The 16,044-nt window shown below is 71.1% G+C and carries 15 protein-coding genes and 1 pseudogene; 9 read left to right on the top strand and 7 right to left on the bottom strand.

Going from position 1 to position 16,044, the window contains the following annotated elements:
- Positions 1–18 precede the first annotated feature (18 nt).
- Positions 19–603 carry a 2'-5' RNA ligase family protein gene (locus FGD71_RS12915; protein WP_119100563.1) on the top strand — a complete coding sequence of 195 codons (585 nt, stop codon included), beginning with the start codon at positions 19–21 and terminating at the stop codon, positions 601–603.
- Positions 604–765: 162 nt separating this feature from the next.
- On the opposite strand, the gene dprE2 is transcribed toward FGD71_RS12915, so the two are convergent.
- Positions 766–1,521, bottom strand: coding sequence for a decaprenylphospho-beta-D-erythro-pentofuranosid-2-ulose 2-reductase (dprE2, locus tag FGD71_RS12910; protein ID WP_119100562.1), 756 nt, complete (start codon positions 1,519–1,521; stop codon positions 766–768).
- Positions 1,522–1,609: 88 nt separating this feature from the next.
- The gene (dprE1, locus tag FGD71_RS12905) at positions 1,610–2,995 is read right to left on the bottom strand and encodes a decaprenylphosphoryl-beta-D-ribose oxidase (protein ID WP_119100561.1); all 1,386 of its coding nucleotides are present in this window, start codon (positions 2,993–2,995) and stop codon (positions 1,610–1,612) included.
- 142 nt (positions 2,996–3,137) lie between these two features.
- Between dprE1 and FGD71_RS12900 the strand changes: the two genes are divergently transcribed.
- From FGD71_RS12900 to FGD71_RS12885, 4 genes and pseudogenes are all read left to right on the top strand, one after another.
- Positions 3,138–3,653 carry a phosphatase PAP2 family protein gene (locus FGD71_RS12900; protein ID WP_119100560.1) on the top strand — a complete coding sequence of 172 codons (516 nt, stop codon included), beginning with the start codon at positions 3,138–3,140 and terminating at the stop codon, positions 3,651–3,653.
- Entirely contained in the window at positions 3,646–4,584 is a 939-nt protein-coding gene (locus tag FGD71_RS12895) for a decaprenyl-phosphate phosphoribosyltransferase (RefSeq protein WP_119100559.1), read from the top strand. Before FGD71_RS12900 ends, FGD71_RS12895 begins: the two co-directional genes overlap by 8 nt.
- Before the next feature lie 48 nt (positions 4,585–4,632).
- The gene (locus FGD71_RS12890) at positions 4,633–5,082 is read left to right on the top strand and encodes a GtrA family protein (RefSeq protein WP_119100558.1); all 450 of its coding nucleotides are present in this window, start codon (positions 4,633–4,635) and stop codon (positions 5,080–5,082) included.
- Positions 5,070–5,945 (top strand): annotated as a pseudogene (locus FGD71_RS12885) (YihY/virulence factor BrkB family protein); the annotation flags it as partial. The gene FGD71_RS12890 and the pseudogene FGD71_RS12885, both read left to right, overlap by 13 nt.
- A gap of 211 nt (positions 5,946–6,156) precedes the next feature.
- Here the strand turns inward: FGD71_RS12885 and FGD71_RS12880 are convergent.
- On the bottom strand, positions 6,157–7,452 hold the full coding sequence (locus tag FGD71_RS12880; protein WP_420878281.1) for a D-alanyl-D-alanine carboxypeptidase family protein: 1,296 nt from the start codon (positions 7,450–7,452) through the stop codon (positions 6,157–6,159).
- Between the two features lie 100 nt (positions 7,453–7,552).
- On the opposite strand from FGD71_RS12880, the gene FGD71_RS48775 reads away from it, so the two are divergent.
- From FGD71_RS48775 to FGD71_RS12870, 3 genes are all read left to right on the top strand, one after another.
- The gene (locus tag FGD71_RS48775; RefSeq protein WP_240436555.1) at positions 7,553–7,795 is read left to right on the top strand and encodes an SCO4848 family membrane protein; all 243 of its coding nucleotides are present in this window, start codon (positions 7,553–7,555) and stop codon (positions 7,793–7,795) included.
- 14 nt (positions 7,796–7,809) lie between these two features.
- Entirely contained in the window at positions 7,810–9,156 is a 1,347-nt protein-coding gene (locus tag FGD71_RS12875; protein ID WP_119100556.1) for a metallophosphoesterase, read from the top strand.
- A gap of 235 nt (positions 9,157–9,391) precedes the next feature.
- Entirely contained in the window at positions 9,392–9,802 is a 411-nt protein-coding gene (locus tag FGD71_RS12870; protein ID WP_119100555.1) for an ATP-binding protein, read from the top strand.
- Between the two features lie 18 nt (positions 9,803–9,820).
- Here FGD71_RS12870 and FGD71_RS12865 read toward each other — a convergent pair whose 3' ends face one another.
- Positions 9,821–11,275: a sensor histidine kinase gene (locus FGD71_RS12865; RefSeq protein WP_119100554.1), complete on the bottom strand. Its 1,455-nt coding sequence runs from the start codon at positions 11,273–11,275 to the stop codon at positions 9,821–9,823.
- Complete coding sequence (locus tag FGD71_RS12860; RefSeq protein WP_119100553.1) at positions 11,272–11,961, bottom strand: response regulator transcription factor; 690 nt, start codon at positions 11,959–11,961, stop codon at positions 11,272–11,274. The genes FGD71_RS12865 and FGD71_RS12860 overlap by 4 nt, the downstream gene beginning before the upstream one ends.
- A gap of 171 nt (positions 11,962–12,132) precedes the next feature.
- On the opposite strand from FGD71_RS12860, the gene FGD71_RS12855 reads away from it, so the two are divergent.
- On the top strand, positions 12,133–14,619 hold the full coding sequence (locus FGD71_RS12855; protein WP_119100552.1) for an MMPL family transporter: 2,487 nt from the start codon (positions 12,133–12,135) through the stop codon (positions 14,617–14,619).
- Positions 14,620–14,702: 83 nt separating this feature from the next.
- Here FGD71_RS12855 and FGD71_RS12850 read toward each other — a convergent pair whose 3' ends face one another.
- A complete protein-coding gene (locus FGD71_RS12850) occupies positions 14,703–15,536 on the bottom strand; it encodes a TetR/AcrR family transcriptional regulator (RefSeq protein ID WP_119100551.1) in 834 nt (277 codons plus the stop codon).
- An 11-nt stretch (positions 15,537–15,547) separates the two neighbouring features.
- A partial coding sequence (locus tag FGD71_RS12845; protein ID WP_240436554.1) for a thiol-disulfide oxidoreductase DCC family protein occupies positions 15,548–16,044 on the bottom strand: 497 nt, incomplete at its 5' end.

Here is a 16,044-nt window from a genome sequence, read left to right as displayed (position 1 = left end):
ACGACGACAGGAGACGACGTGGGGACCGTAACGATCGGTGTGTCGATCGCGGTCCCGGAGCCACACGGCAGCCTGCTCCAGCAGCGGCGCGCGGGCTTCGGCGACCCCGCGGCTTCCGGCATCCCCACCCACGTCACGCTGCTGCCGCCGACAGAGGTCGACGACTCGGCGCTGCCCGCGATCGAGGCGCATCTCGCCGAGGTCGCGGCCGCCGGGCGGTCCTTCCCGATGCGGCTGTCCGGCACGGGAACGTTCCGTCCGCTGTCACCCGTCGTGTTCGTGCAGGTCGTCGAGGGGGCCGAGGCCTGCACCTGGCTGCAGAAGCAGGTCCGGGACGCGTCCGGGCCCGTGGCGCGCGAGCTGCAGTTCCCGTACCACCCGCATGTGACGGTGGCGCACGGCATCGACGACGAGGCGATGGACCGGGCGTTCGAGGAACTGTCCGAGTACGAGGCCGAGTGGCCGTGCACCGGTTTCGCGCTGTACGAGCAGGGCGCCGACGGGGTGTGGCGCAGGCTGCGCGACTTCGTGTTCGGCGGCACCGTCGTGCCCCCGCAGAGCGGCACGTCCGCGGACCGGGACACCACGCTGCCCGCACGCTGAGGACGCGCGCGCTGAGAACACGCGCGCTGAGGGCGCGTGCGCCCGGGGATCACCGGCGGACCACGCGACGACGAGATCTTCGACCCCCGGCGCCTGGCGGACGTGGTCGCCGCTACGACGGCAAGCGCCGGCAGCGGCGCCCCGGCGGTCGCGGGCAGCGGCCTACACCGGCAGCCGCCGGAACACCGCTCGCGGTACGTGGCGCAGCGCCGACATGACGACCCGGAGCGTGCCGGGCACCCATACCGTCTCGGAGCGCCGCCGCAGGCCCGTCTCGATGGCCGTGGCGACAATCTCGGGAGTGGTCGCGAGCGGGGCGGCGGGCAGCCCCGCGGTCATCTTCGAGTGGACGAATCCGGGCCGTACGACCATCACGTGCACGCCCGTTCCGTACAGTGCGTCGCCCAGGCCCTGCGCGAAGGCGTCGAGGCCCGCCTTGCTGGATCCGTAGATGAAGTTGGCGCGGCGGGCGCGCTCGCCGGCGACCGAGGAGAGCACCACCAGGGAGCCGTGCCCCTGCGTCTGCAGGGACTTGGCGCAGATCAGACCGGCCGAGACCGCGCCGGTGTAGTTGGTCTGCGCGACACGCACCGCCGCCCCGGGCTCGTTCTCGTCGCGGGCCTGGTCGCCCAGCACGCCGAACGCGAGCAGCACCATGTCGATGTCCCCCTCGGCGAACACCTTGCCGAGCGCGGCCTCGTGGGCGTCGGAGTCGAGCGCGTCGAAAGCGACGGTACGTACGTCCGCGCCCAGGTCGCGCAGTCCGGAGGCGGCCGTCTCCAGTGCGGGCGACGGGCGGCCCGCGAGCCATACGGTGCGGGTGCGGCGGGCGATCAGGCGGCGCGCGGTGGCGAGCGCGATCTCGGACGTGCCGCCGAGGACGAGGAGGGACTGGGGGGTTCCGAAGGCGTCCTTCATGAAACCGAACTCCTATAGAGGTGGGTCGGGAAACCAAACTCGCGAGGCGGCCGAGCGGGCGCCCGCGCCGCCGGACCGCCGGGCCCGCTCACAACCCCAGACGCCGGGCCAGATCCGAGGTGAAGACTCCGGCCGGGTCCAACTCGCCCCGCAGTGCCCGGAACTCGTCGAGCCGTGGATACATCGAGGCGAGCAGGCCGGGCCGCAGCCGAGCGTCCTTCGCGAGATAGACCCGTCCGTCGGCCGCGGCGACCTCCTCGTCCAGCTCGTCCAGGAAACCGCCGAGCTCCGGCAGGTTGGCCGGGATGTCGAGGGCGAGGGTCCAGCCGGGCATCGGGAAGGAGAGCCAGCCCGGGTCGCCGTCCCCGAACCGTTTCAGGACGGCGAGGAAGGAGGGACAGCGGCGCCGCGAGATCCGGTGCACGATCCGGCGCAGTGCGTCCTCCTGGCCGTATCCGACGACGAACTGGTACTGCACGAAACCACCCCGCCCGTAGACGCGGTTCCAGTGCGGGACGCCGTCCAGCGGGTGGAAGAAGGCGGAGATCCGCTGCAGCTCACCGGTACGCGCGCGTGGCGCCTTCCGGTACCAGAGCTCATTGAAGAGCCCCACTGTCGTGCGGCCCAGCAGGCCCTCCGGGACGAAGGCGGGCGCGGCGGGGAGGCGGCCCGGACGGAACGCCAGTGGGTCCCTACGCGCGCGCGTGCGGTCGGGCAGGGCGTCCAGGGGAGCGTGGTCGCCGCGCGTCAGCACCGAGCGCCCCATGGACCTGCCGCGGGCCAGGAGATCGATCCAGGCGACGGAGTAGCGATAGCGGTGGTCGGTGGCCGTGAGGCGGGCCATCAAGTCGTCCAGGTCCGTGGCGCGTTCGGTGTCGACCGACATCAGCGAGGTCTCGACGGGCTGAAGCCGGACGGTCGCCGTGAGAATGACGCCGGTCAGGCCCATGCCGCCCGCGGTGGCGTCGAACAGGGGGGTGCCGCGGCTCACCGTAAGGATCTCACCGTCGGCGGTCAGCAGGTCCAGCGAGAGCACATGGCGGGTGAACGACCCGGACACGTGGTGGTTCTTGCCGTGGATGTCGGCGCCGATCGCCCCGCCGACCGTCACGTAGCGGGTGCCGGGCGTCACCGGCACGAACCAGCCGAGCGGCAGCAGGACTTCCATCAGCCGGTGCAGGCTGACTCCGGCGTCGCACAGAACCGTGCCGCCGCCGGCGTCGATGGTGTGAACCCGGTCCAGCCCGGTCATGTCGAGCACGGCCCCGCCCGCGTTCTGCGCCGCGTCCCCGTACGCCCGTCCCAGCCCTCGTGCGATGCCTCCGCGGGCCCCGCACGACCGGACGGCTGCCACGGCCTCCTCGTACGTACGGGGGCGGACCAGACGGGCGGCCGTGGGGGCGGTGCGGCCCCAGCCGGTGACGGGTACGGGGCCGGTACCGGAAACGGCGGTGTACGGAGAGTCGACAGGCATACCGGTGACCGTATCGCCCCTATATGCGCGGTTGTTTACGAAGTGGATGAAATATACCGTCTCTCCCCGAAATGGGTGATTAATTGGATGTCGCCCAGTATTGACGTAATTCTGCGGCGGTGGCAGTGAACAGTGAATCCACATGGACGACCTCGACGACATGGACCGCCGGCTGCTGACGGTCCTCCACGGTTGCGGCACGGACCCACGCGTCGCGGCCGCCGCACGCGCCCTGTCCTGGGCGGGAGAACACGGCACACTGTGGCTCGCGGCCGGGGTCGTGGGCGCCGCGGTGGACCGTGAGCGGCGCGGCGCCTGGCTGCGCGGCACGGCTCTCACCGCGAGCGCGCACGTCGTCAGCATGGCCGTGAAGCGGCTCGTGCGCCGCCCGCGCCCCGGGCACGTCGAGCCCCTGGTGCGCACTGCCGGCCGGCACTCCTTCCCCAGTTCGCACGCCACCTCGGCGGCGGCGGCCACCGTGGCCTTCGGAGCACTGGGCGTGCGCGTGGTGGCGCCGCTGGCCGCCGCGATGTGCGTCTCGCGGCTCGTCGTCGGCGTCCACTATCCCTCGGACGTGGCGGCGGGCGCGGCCCTCGGCGGTCTCATGGCCGGGCTAGGGACCCGCTGGATGCTGACGGGCGGCCGCGACCATGTCTGAAACGGCACTCCTGGAGAGAACGCCGCAGCGGCCGCCCTCCTCGCGGAAATACGGCCTCCTCAGGGGCCTGATCAGGACGGCCCGCCCCAGGCAGTGGGTCAAGAACGTCCTCGTGGTCGCCGCTCCCGCGGCGGCGGGCGAGCTCTTCTCACGCCATGTGATCATCCAAGTCGCGCTCGTCTTCGTCCTGTTCACGGCCTGCGCCGCCGCCGTCTACCTGGTCAACGACGCGCGGGACGCGGACGCCGACCGCGCCCATCCGGTCAAGTGCCACCGTCCGGTCGCCGCCGGACAGGTGCCCGTCCCTGTCGCGTACGCCGTCGGGGGAGTCCTCGCCGTCGCCGCCCCGACCGCCGCCACCTTCCTGTGCTCGCCGCTCGCCTCGGCCCTGCTGATCGCCTACCTGGGCATGCAACTGGCGTACTGCGTCAGCCTCAAGCACGTCCTCGTCATCGATCTCGCCGTGGTGACCACCGGGTTCCTGATGCGCGCGATGATCGGCGGGCTCGCGCTCGGCATTCCGCTGTCGCGCTGGTTCCTGATCACGACGGGCTTCGGCGCGCTGTTCATGGTCTCCGCCAAGCGTTACTCCGAGGCCGTCCAGATGGCCGGGAAATCGGGCGCCACGCGCGCGTTGCTCACGGAATACACGGTGGGCTACCTCCGGTTCGTCTGGCAGCTCGCGGCCGGCGTCGCCGTCCTCGCCTACTGCCTGTGGGCCATGGAGGAGGGCGGTGTGCCGCACACCAGCGTGCTGCCCTGGCGGCAGCTGTCGATGGTCGCCTTCATTCTCGCGATCCTGCGGTACGCGGTCTTCGCCGACCGGGGCACGGCGGGCGAACCCGAGGACGTCGTCCTGCGCGACCGCGCGCTGGCGCTGATCGGCATGGTGTGGCTCGCGATGTACGGCCTGGCCGTGGCCAACTGGTGAGCCACGAGCCGGAGCCCGACCGATGAGCCACGACCCCGGGACGGACTCGTGAGCAACACGCGGCGCCCGGCGGCCGGGGAGCTGCTGGGCTTCGCGACCGCCGGGCTCCTCGCGTACGCCGCCGACCTCGCCCTCTTCGTGTGGCTGCGTGGCCCCGTGGGCCTGGACCCACTGACCGCGAAGGCGCTGTCATTCGTGGCGGGTTGCTCGGTCGCGTACGCGGGCAACGCGCTCGGCACCTACCGGCACACGAGTGCACGTGGACTGCGGCAGTACGGGATCTTCTTCGCGGTGAACATCGCGGGCGCCCTCGTCCAGCTGCTGTGTCTCACCGTCAGTCACTACGGCCTCGGGTTCACCTCGCAGCGCGCGGACACGATCTCGGGCGCGGGAGTCGGTATGGCGCTGGCTACAGTCCTGCGGTTCTGGGGTACCCGGTCCTTGGTCTTCCGGCATGAGGGCCGTAACGAGGGCAGAATCGGATCATGGACTGGCTGAAGAAGCTCCCTGGCATAGGGCCGGTCGTCGCGCGCCTGATGACCACACACGCGTGGCGCTCGTACGAGCGCCTGGACCGGGTGAAGTGGGCCCGGCTCTCGGCGGCGATGACCTTCATCAGCTTCGTCGCGCTCTTCCCGCTGATCACCGTCGCCGCCGCCGTGACCGCCGCGACCCTGGACAAGAAGCGGCTGAACCAGCTCGAGGACAAGATCGCCGATCAGATCCCGGGTATCTCCGACCAGTTGGACATCGATGGCCTGGTGGAGAACGCCGGCACCGTCGGCGTCATCGCGGGCGCCGTCCTGCTGTTCATCGGCATCGGCTGGGTCGGCTCCATGCGCGAATGCCTGCGGGCGGTGTGGGAGCTGCCCGACCCCGACGAGAACCCCCTCCTGCGCAAGGCGAAGGACGCCGGGGTGCTCGTCGGGCTCGGTGGCGCCGTGCTCGTCACGCTCGCGGCGTCCACCGTCGCGTCGACGATGGTCGGCTGGACGGCCCGGCAGCTCGGCATCGACGAGACCGGCTTGAGCGGCGGACTGCTGCAGGCCGCCGCGTTCGCCATCGCCGTCCTCGCCGACTTCCTGCTCCTCCTGTACGCCCTGACGCTGCTGCCCGGGGTCGAGCCGCCCCGCCGCCGTCTGTTCACCGCCGCACTGATCGGGGCCGTCGGGTTCGAGCTGCTGAAGCTGCTGCTCAGCGGCTATATAAGCGGCGTCGCCTCGAAGAACATGTACGGCGCCTTCGGAGTGCCCGTGGCGCTGCTGCTGTGGATCAACTTCACCGCGAAGCTCGTGCTCTTCTGCGCCGCCTGGACGGCGACGGGGGAGGGCTCCTCCGAAGACGCCGGTGACGCGGAAGACACGGAAGGCCCCGAGCAGTCCTTGGAAGGCCCCGAGGAGTCCTCGCAGGAAGCCCGAGCCGAAGTGGAAGCCGAGGCCGAGGCCGAGTCCGAGTCCGAGTCCGAGTCCGAGTCCGAAGCCCGCGCCGCCGACGACGCCGAAGCCCGCGCCGACGACGCCGATGAAGCAGACGATGCGGACGCCGCCGAGGCCGACGCCCGCCGAAAGCACGTCAGGGGCGCGGGCGACGGCGCATCAGGTCGGGCAGCGGCCAGCGGCGGTTGACGAGGAACGCGCCGGCCGCGAGGAGCACGAGAAGGCCGCCGGTGATCGCCAGCGCGATACCCATACCGCTCGAACCCGCATTCTTCGAAGCGGCGACGGGCTTCTCACCGGCCCCGGATCCCCCCGCCTGTCCGGAGGCCTCCGGACCCGGCTGCGCGCCCGTGTCCGCGCCCTTCGGCGGCACCAGCTCGCCCACCGGCTCGACCTTGCCCGATGCCTGGAAGCCCCAGTCGAGGAGGCGAGCGGTCTCCTTGTAGACCTCGTTGCTCTCCTCCTTCTCGGGGTTCATGACGGTGACGAGCAACACCTTGCCGTCGCGTTCGGCGACACCGGTGAAGGTGGAGCCCGCGTTCGAGGTGTTGCCGTTCTTCACACCCGCGATGCCCTTGTAGACATCGAGGTCGTAGGCACCCGTCAGCAGCCGGTTGGTGTTCTGGATCTCGAAGGACTTGCGGGTCTTCTTGCCCTTCTTGTTCTTCTTGGTCTCGCCAGGGAACTGGGCGCGTACCGTCGAGCAGTACTCCCGGAAGTCCTTCTTCTGCAGGCCGGAGCGGGCGAACAGGGTCAGGTCGTACGCCGATGACACCTGGCCCGTCTCGTCGTAGCCGTCCGGGCTGACCACGCGCGTGTCGAGGGCCTGAAGCTCCTCGGCGTGCGCGTTCATGTCCTTGACGGTCTGGTCGACGCCGCCGTTCATCGCGGACAGGACGCGGACGGCGTCGTTGCCGGAGCGAAGGAAGACGCCGAGCCACAGATCGTGGACCGTGTACGTCTCGTCCTCCTTTATGCCGACCATGCTGGAGCCGGGGCCGATGCCCGCCAGGTCGGAGGGCACGACCTTGTGCTTCTCGGTCCGGTCGAACTTCGGCAGCAGGGTGTCCGCGAACAGCATCTTCAGGGTGCTTGCGGGGGCCAGCCGCCAGTGCGCGTTGTGCGAGGCCAGGACGTCGCCGGACTCGGCGTCCGCGACGATCCAGGAACGGGCGCTCAGCTCTTTCGGAAGGACCGGGGCGCCGGCGCCGAGGTTCGCCTGGGTGCCGGCCTTGCCGAGCTGGGCGCCGCCCACGGCCGACATGTTCGCCGGGGGTGTGGCGCTCGGCTTGGCCGACGTGCTCGGCTTGGTCGTGGCCTTCGGGCTCGGCGTTCCGTCCGCGAAGGCGGGCGCGGTGGCGGCCGCGGTGAGCGACAAGGACAGCAAGGTGGCGGAAGTGACCAGCAAGGACGACTTGGTGGTCTTTTTCATGGCGGACACGGTCGAGAACGTACATGGCTCCGACCGGGAAGTCCCATCGCCCTCTCCACCCCGGAGGCGGAGCCCGATCGACGGCAGCGATACTGAACGTATGAAGCTCAGCCGTCCCGTGTCCTGGTTCCTGCTCGCCTTCGGGGTGTGGAGCTGGGTCATCTGGATCACTTTCGTCAAGAACCTGTGGAAGGACGGGAGCGGGCTCGCGTTCGACGACGCGGGCGATCCGACCGGGTACTTCTGGGTGCACCTGACGCTCGCCGTTGTCTCCTTTGTCCTTGGGACGGTCATCGGGGTCATCGGGTTGCGCGGTATTCGCGCCATGCGCCACTTGTCATAACGGGGAGCCACCGCGTGGTCATCGTCTTTCTTCTGGTCGCCGTGGCCGTCCTGGCCGTCTTCGGCGGAATGCACTGGTACGTGTGGCGTCGTCTGGTGCGCGACACGACGGCCCGGCGAGGACTCGCCCGGCGTGCGGGCACGGTGGTGTTCGTCGCCGGGCCGCTGATCATGTTCGCGGCGATCGCCACCGAGCGGGCGGGCGCGCCGTTCTGGCTCCAGCAGCTGCTGGGCTGGCCGGGCTTCCTGTGGATGGCGCTGACGATCTACCTCTTGCTGGGCGTGCTGGTGGGGGAGGTCGTGCGGCCGGTTCTGCGGCGGGTCCTCGAGCGGCGTGCGGTGCCCAGGACACTGGACGATCGCGGATCGGTGGAGATCGCCGCGCCCGCCGCAGTGGGCGCGGGGGCCGCGGGCACACCCGACGGCGATCCACAGGATCCCGCGGCGCCTGACGCCGATGCGGGCAATGCCGGGGCCTCCGACGGCGTTTCGGAGGCCGCGGCGTCTTCCGACGGACCGCCGACCACGCCCAGTGGTCCCTCGCGGCGTCTCTTCGTGTCACGTGTCGTGGGCGGGGCCGCCGCGGCCGCCGCTCTGGGGACGGTCGGATACGGGACGTACGGGGTACTGCGGGGGCCGAAGGTGAAGCGGGTGACCGTGCCGCTGGCCAAATTGCCGCGGTCCGCGCACGGATTCCGGATCGCTGTGGTCAGTGATGTTCACCTGGGGCCGTTGCTCGGGCCCGGGTTCGCCCAGAAGGTCGTCGACACCGTCAACTCGACCCAGCCCGACCTCATCGCGGTCGTCGGCGATCTCGTCGACGGCACGGTGAAGGACCTGGGGCCCGCCGCCGCACCGCTCGCTCAACTGCGGGCGCGGCACGGGGCGTACTTCGTCACCGGCAATCACGAGTACTTCTCCGGTGCCGAGCAGTGGGTCGAGCACGTACGCGAACTGGGCCTGAGGCCGCTGGAGAACGCGCGGACCGAGCTGGCCGGCTTCGACCTCGCCGGCGTCAACGACGTGGCGGGCGAGGACGAGGGACAGGGGCCCGACTTCGCGAAGGCGCTGGGCGACCGGGACCGGGCCCGCGCGTGCGTGCTGCTCGCCCACCAGCCCGTGCAGATCCACGAGGCCGTGGACCACGGCGTGGACCTCCAGCTCTCCGGCCACACCCACGGCGGCCAGCTCTGGCCCGGCAACTTCATCGCGGAACTCGCCAACCCGACCCTGGCGGGCCTGGAGCGCTACGGCGACACCCAGCTGTACGTCACCCGTGGCGCGGGCGCCTGGGGCCCGCCCACGCGCGTGGGCGCACCGTCCGACATCACGGTCGTACAGCTGGCCTCCCGGCAGGCCTGAGGCAAGGTCTCGGCCGCACCGCACCGCGCCGTCGCCGGTGGATTCCGGCCAGTCGGCACGGGGTGCACGGAGCCGTACGGCGGTCGACTTGTGACGGTATCGGCGCCTTTCCCGGCCGTGAGGCCCCTTCTGGAATTGACGCGTTCACGCGGGGTTGACGATTGCAGGCGTGATGCGGTGCGTTCACTCCACCCAGCATGATGTGACGGAGGCGTGTGCTGGAGGGGGAGCAAACGTGTTGAGACGCAACGCCTTCCGCCTGCCCCGGCATCCGGCCTCCGTAGCGGTCGCCCGGCGCCGGGTGCGGGACCATCTGGCGGACTGGGGGCACAGACGGGACGGAACGGCGCTCGAGGACGCCGTCCTGCTCGTCTCCGAGCTGGCGACGAACGTGGTACGTCACGGACAGCCCCAGGAGCGGGAGTTCGAGGTCGCGGTGACCGCGCTCGCCGACGGCTCGTGCTTCATCGAGGTCTCCGACGCGAGTTCCGTCCAGCCGAGCCCGCGGCCGACCGAGGATGCCGGAGAGGAGGGGGCGGAGTCCGGGCGCGGCCTGCACCTCGTCGAGCACCTCACGGCGGCCTGGGGCGTGTGGGGCCGGGGCAGAGAGGGCAAGACCGTGTGGGCGCTCGTGCCGGCGGGCTAGCCACCGGAGGCCGGACCGTCAGTCGTACGTCCGCGTCGGCAGCGTCACCGTCACCGCCAGCCCCTTGCCCGGAGCCGTCCGCACCGCCACCTCGCCCCCGTGCGCGGCCACCACGCCCTGCACGATCGCCATTCCCAGACCGCTGCCCGCGCCGCCGCCCGTCCGGAAGAACCGGTCGAAGATCCGCGCCGCGTCCTCCTCCGCCAGCCCGGGGCCCTCGTCCGCGACACACAGTCGTACGGTCCCGTCCTGGCGTCCCAGACCGAGGGTGACCGGCACGTCGGCGGGCGTGTGCGTCCGTATGTTCCCCACGAGATTGCCCAGGACCTGACGCAGCCCCGACTCGTCGGCGTGCACGAGAAGGGCACCGTCGGCGTCCACCGAGACCGGGCGGTCGGGCTGCTGGGCCCGCAGGTCCTCGGCCGCGTCCCGGACGAGACGGCTCAAGTCGACGTTCTTGAAGCGCAGTTCGGGCTGCTGGTCGAGGCGCGCCAGGGTGAGCAGCTCGTCGACGAGCCGGCCCATGCGGTCGACCTCCCCGTTCATCCGGTCCCAGGCCCGCTTGCGTTCGGCCGGATCGCTCAGCATTCCCTTGTCGTACAGCTGGAGATAGCCGCGGATCGCCGACAGCGGCGTACGCAGCTCGTGCGAGGCGTCGCCGACGAAGCGGCGCAGCTGGGCCGCGCTGCGCTCGCGCGTGCGGTACGCCGATTCGACCTGGTGCAGCATCGAGTTGAGGGCGAGCCGCAACTGCTCGACCTCCTCGGTCGGGTGCCGGCTGGAGGGCACGCGGCGGGTCAGATCCCCCTCGGCGATCGCCGACGAGGTCTCCACCATGTCCTCCAGGGGGCGCATCCGTCGGCTCACACTGATCATCGTCAGTACGGCGAGCAGCGCGAGCAGCAGGGTGCCGACGGCGAGGTCGAGCTTGAGTGCCTTGCTGATGACCTCGTGCACGGAGCCGGTCGACGTGGCCATCAGCACCGTGGTGCCGTCGGCCAGGGACGCCGCGGTGACCCGGAACGGGGTGCCCTTGACCGTGACGTCGTGCGGTTCCTCGTCGGCGGCGAGGGCGGCCGGGTCGTCCACGGCGGCGGCGAGCGCGCGCTGGTCGTCGGTCGGCGCGAAACTGCCGAGGGTCAGCGGGCGTCCCCGAGCGTCCAGCGCCGCGAAGACGGCGTCCCGTGCCGGCGCGTCGGCATCGCGGCCGGAGGACTCCGACGCGAACTTGTCGCTCAGCGCCGTCAGCGCGCTCAGCGAGTCGATCTGCTCGATGGTGAGCCGGGTGCCGCCGATCGAGTCGCGGGTCCGGGTCAGATCCGTGTCGATGCCGTCGAGCAGGTAGACGCGCATGCCCATCAGGCTCACCGCGGTCGCCACGACGATGCCGAGCGCCAGCAGGGCCACGTTCGCCAGTGCCAGCCCGCCGCGCAGCGAGTGGATGCCATGGCGGTGACGGTGGCGGATGCTCATGCGAGCCCGTACCCCACACCCCGGCGGGTCGTGATCACGGGCGCGCCGAGAGCGTCGAGCTTGCGCCGCAGATAGCTGATGTAGGTCTCCACGACGGTCGACTCGGCCGAGTGCTCGTACTGCCAGACGTGGCGCAGGAGTTGCTCCTTGGGCACGATCCGCCCGCCGTTGCGCACCAGGAAACGCAGCAGCGCGTACTCGGTCGGGGTGAGCTCCACCGTGCGGCCCGCGCGGCGCACCGAGTACGTCGTCTCGTCCAGCTCCAGGTCGCCGTAGCGCAGGGGCGGCCGCTGGGGGAGGACGTCGTCGGATCGCGTACGGCGCAGGACCGCGGTGATCCGGGCGACGACCTCGTCGATGTTGAACGGCTTGGTGATGTAGTCGTCGCCGAAGCCGAGCGCGCCGACGATCTCCGCGGGCGCGTCCCGCGCGGTCAGGAACACCAGGGCCAGATCCGGTCGCCCGACGCGCAGTTCGCGGCCGAGCGTCCGGCCGTCGCCGTCCGGCAGCATCACGTCGAGGAGCGCTGCGTCGGGGCGCGTGCGCTCGGCGAGCGTCAGCGCCTGGCGGACGGTGCCCGCCGTCATCACCTCGAAGCGGTGGTAGCGCAGGGCGATGGCGAGGACGTCCGCGATGCTCGGCTCGTCCTCGACCACCAGGACCGTGGCTCCTTCGTGAGCGGTCATGGCCCCAGTATCGGCGCGGGCAGTGGCCGTTGGGGCTGCCCTTCGCATTGGAGTTCCTTGAGAGTCATGGCCGTGCCGTGTCCACGCCCGTGCGGTGCCCCCGATGCTGAGCCGCAGGACCTGGGGGGACCGACCGACGGACCGACTAAGGAGCGTTGAGGCGTGACGACATTGGCACGGTGGTGCTATCGGCACCGGCTGGTGGTCCTGTTGCTGTGGCTGGGGGCGCTGTTCGGGCTGGGCTTCGCGGGATCCACCGCGGGCACGAACTACGCGGACACCTTCTCCCTTCCGAACACGGACTCCACGCGCGCGTACGACCTGATGAAGAAGGCCTTTCCCGAGAGGTCGGGCGACACCGACACGGTGGTGTGGAAGGTCGACGACGGAACCGTACGGGACGAGTCCGTACGCTCCCGGATCGAGCCGGCGCTCGCCGCGATCGGCGAGATGAAGGGCGTGGGCGAGGTCACCAACCCGTACACCGCGCGGGGCGGGGCCCAGATCAGCGAGAACGGGAAGATCGCCTACGCCCAGGTCACCTTCGCCGAGCAGGCGAACTCCGTACCCAAGGAACTGGTGCAGGACGTCGTCGACACGGCACAGGACGCGCAACGGGGCGGTCTGCAGGTCGAGTTGGGCGGCCAGGCGATCACACGCATCCAGGAGCCGCCCACCGGCACCGCCGAGCTGGTCGGCATCGCGGCGGCGGCGGTCGTCCTGTTCCTGGCCTTCGGATCGCTCTTCGCGATGCTGGTGCCGATCGTCATCGCGGTCTTCGGCGTCGGCACCGGGCTGCTCTCCACCCAGCTGCTCAGCCATGTCACGAACGTCCCCGAACTCGCCTCACTGCTCGCCACGCTGATCGGACTCGGCGTCGGCATCGACTACGCGCTGTTCATCGTCACCCGGCACCGGCGCAGCATCCTGCGGGGCATGAAGCCGGAGGAGGCGGCGGTCGCGGCCCTCAACACCTCCGGCCGGGCGGTGCTGTTCGCGGGCGGCACGGTGTGCATCGCGCTCGCCGGGATGCTCGTGATGAACCTGCGTTTCCTGAACGGTGTGGTCATCGGTACCTCGCTCACCGTCGTACTGAGCGTGCTCGCGGCGGTCACCCTGCTGCCCGCGCTGCTCGGCCTCCTCGGCACTCGGGTGCTCAGCCGCCGGCAGCGGCGCAGGCTCGCCGCCACGGGGCCGGAACGGGAGCAGGCGAGCGGTCTCGCGGTGCGCTGGTCCTCGAACGTCCAAAGGCGCCCGCGCTCGATCGCCACCCTCGCGGTCGTGGTGATGGCCGTGCTCGCGCTCCCCGTGCTGTCGCTGCGCCTCGGCGCCACCGACCAGGGCAACCACGAGGCGTCGTCGACGACCCGGCAGGCGTACGACCTGCTCGCCGAGGGTTTCGGGCCCGGCTTCAACGGCCCGCTCCAGGTGGTCACGGACGGCGGCGACGCCGATGGACTCGTCTCGCGCATCCGGTCGACCGAGGGCGTCGCGCAGGTCGCGGCGGCTCCGACCGCCCGGGGCGTCACGGTGATCCAGGTCGTGCCCACCACCTCACCGCAGTCCGAGCAGACGGACCGGCTCATCGACACCCTGCGGGACGAGGTGATCCCGGACGCCGGTGCGCCTGCCCATGTCGGCGGTGTGACGGCCGTGTCCAAGGACTTCGCGACCGTGACCGGAGACCGGTTGCCGTACTTCATCGCGGCGATCATCGGACTCGGCTTCCTGCTCCTGCTGGTCGCTTTCCGCTCCCTCGTGGTGCCGTTGACGGCCGCGGTGATGAACCTGGTCGCGGCCGCGGCCTCGTTCGGCGTACTCGTCGCGGTCTTCCAGTACGGCTGGGGCCTGGATCTGTTCGGCCTCGGCAAGGAGGGGCCGATCAACGCCTACCTGCCGGTCATCATGCTGTCGCTGCTCTTCGGGCTGTCGATGGACTACCAGGTGTTCCTGGTGAGCCGGATGCACGAGGAGTGGGTACACACGCGGGACAACGCGCGCGCCGTGCGCGTGGGCCTCGCCGAGACCAGCCGCGTCATCAACAGCGCCGCTCTGATCATGGTCTGCGTCTTCCTCGCCTTCGTGCTGAGCGGCGACCCCGAAGCCGCGATGGCGGGCATCGGCCTCGCCGCGGCGGTCGCTCTGGACGCGTTCATCCTCCGTACGGCGCTGGTGCCGGCCGCGATGCACCTCCTGGGGAACTCCAACTGGTGGCTGCCCGGGTGGCTGGAGAAGCGGCTGCCCCATCTGGCGGTGGAGCCCAGGGAGGAAGGGGAGGAACGGGAGGAAGAGGAAGCGGAGGCACGCACGGACGTGCCGCACGCGCGCGTGCCGGACGGCGGCGCCCACGCGCGCGTGCCTCTCGGCAAGGGCGGGGAGGCGGGCAGCTCGGTGGTCCACGGCTTCGTCCGCGGCGCGGACGGGCAGCCGGTCGAGGGTGCCGTGCTGAACCTGCTCTCCCAGGGAGGCCGCCGGCTGGACCGTGTGACGTCGCTGGCCGACGGCTCCTACATCGTCGCGGTGCCGTTCCCGGGGACGTACATGCTCACGGTGACGGCTCCTTCGTACGCCGCCCGCGCGGGGCAGGTGTCCGTGTCCGACGAGCCGCTGGTGTACGACGTGGAGCTCGAGGCGGATGAGGTGGACGCGGTGAACTGAGGGGCAGTCGGTGAGAGGGGCGCCCGCCGCGGAGGCGGGCGCCCCTCGCGCTAGCCCTTGCGCACTCCTCGCGCGCCCAGGCGCTACTCCTCACGTGCGCCGAAGCGCCTGCCCCTGACCCTGCCCTTGTCCTTGCTCTTGTCCTTGTCCTTGCTCTGACTCTTGTCCTGGGACGACGCCGCCGGGTCGGGGAAGGCTTTCGTCATCCCCGGCAGGAAGTCCGTGAAGAGGTCATGCACCTCGCGAACCAGCGGGCGCAGCACGCGGAAACGGGCCAGGGAGACGCCCAGGGCGGTGAGGCGGGCGCCGCGTTCGGCGAGGCGGTAGCTGCGCTCGCGGCCCTCGGTGCGGTCGAAGATCCAGTACAGGACGAGCCCCATCTGGGAGAGCCACAGCAACTCCGGCAGGACGTCCCGCAGTTCCTCCGGCACCTTCGCCTTGGAGCCCACGAGCACCTCGCGGCAGACTCCGATGGCCTCGGTGCGCGCGTGTTCCGACTCGGGCGAGAACGGGCTGAGCGGGCTGTCCGGGTCGGCGGCGTTCTTGAAGAACTGCACCGCGAACTCGTGGTACGGCGTCGCCACGTCCAGCCACGCCTTCAACACCCCGGCGATCCGGGCTTCCAAGTCGGTCTCCCGGTCCAGGACCGTCCGGACGGCCACCCGGTGCTCGGCGGCCATCCGGTCGTAGAAGCCCTGGATCAGATGCTCCTTGCCGGCGAAGTAGTAGTACGCGTTGCCGACGGACACCCCGGCTTCCTTGGCGATGGCCCGCATCGTCGTCTTGTCGTAACCCCGCTCCTGGAACAGGCGCATCGCCGTCTCCAGGATCAGGGCCCGGGTCTGCTCGCTCTTCGCGGGGGTACGCGACTCGGCGGGGCCGTCCTGGCTCGCACTGCTGTCTTTCGCTGCTGGCACGGGAACAGAGCCTAACCAGTGGAACAGGCGCCGTTGTGGCAGCCGGGGGCGTTGTAGACCCAGCCCCAGCTCGGGTCGTACACCCACCCGTCGCCACGGCTGTAGGTGCGGCCGCCCCACCGGGCCCCGCTCCGCCGGCCCTCACGCCACTGGGCGCCGCGCCACTTCGCGGCGGCGAGCACCACGCCCCGCGCCAGCCTCGCCCCGGCCGGAGTGCTCAGCCGATGGGCTGTCGGACGGTGCTCGGAGAGCGCCCACAGGGTGACGATCCAGGCCGCGGCGCCCCGGTAGACCTGGCCCGCGTCGCCGACGACGGTGATCTCGTCGAGGGTGGCCCCGTGGTCGAGCCCGGGATAGCGGCGCCGGGCGGCCTGCGACCCGGCCGGAACCAGTTCGAGGGGCACCAACTGCCGCTGCCGTACGAGCCAGTCGCGCAGGAACGTGCAGAGCGAGCACTCGGCGTCGTACAGGACAGTGAGCCCGCGGACCGGGACGCGCGCGGCGTCCC

The organism is Streptomyces sporangiiformans, from assembly GCF_005768555.2.
In the GTDB taxonomy this organism is placed as follows: domain Bacteria; phylum Actinomycetota; class Actinomycetes; order Streptomycetales; family Streptomycetaceae; genus Streptomyces; species Streptomyces sporangiiformans.
Note: the sequence above shows the minus strand (reverse complement) of the source record. Positions and strands in the feature narration are given on the sequence as shown.

Excerpts from the sequence above, each read along its gene's own strand:
- FGD71_RS12900 (WP_119100560.1), top strand. The coding sequence starts at position 3,138 with ATGGACGACCTCGACGACATGGACCGCCGGCTGCTGACGGTCCTCCAC.
- dprE2 (WP_119100562.1), bottom strand. The coding sequence starts at position 1,521 with ATGAAGGACGCCTTCGGAACCCCCCAGTCCCTCCTCGTCCTCGGCGGC.
- FGD71_RS12865 (WP_119100554.1), bottom strand. The coding sequence starts at position 11,275 with ATGAGCATCCGCCACCGTCACCGCCATGGCATCCACTCGCTGCGCGGC.
- FGD71_RS12880 (WP_420878281.1), bottom strand. The coding sequence starts at position 7,452 with ATGAAAAAGACCACCAAGTCGTCCTTGCTGGTCACTTCCGCCACCTTG.
- FGD71_RS12860 (WP_119100553.1), bottom strand. The coding sequence starts at position 11,961 with ATGACCGCTCACGAAGGAGCCACGGTCCTGGTGGTCGAGGACGAGCCG.
- FGD71_RS12895 (WP_119100559.1), top strand. The coding sequence starts at position 3,646 with ATGTCTGAAACGGCACTCCTGGAGAGAACGCCGCAGCGGCCGCCCTCC.
- dprE1 (WP_119100561.1), bottom strand. The coding sequence starts at position 2,995 with ATGCCTGTCGACTCTCCGTACACCGCCGTTTCCGGTACCGGCCCCGTA.
- FGD71_RS48775 (WP_240436555.1), top strand. The coding sequence starts at position 7,553 with ATGAAGCTCAGCCGTCCCGTGTCCTGGTTCCTGCTCGCCTTCGGGGTG.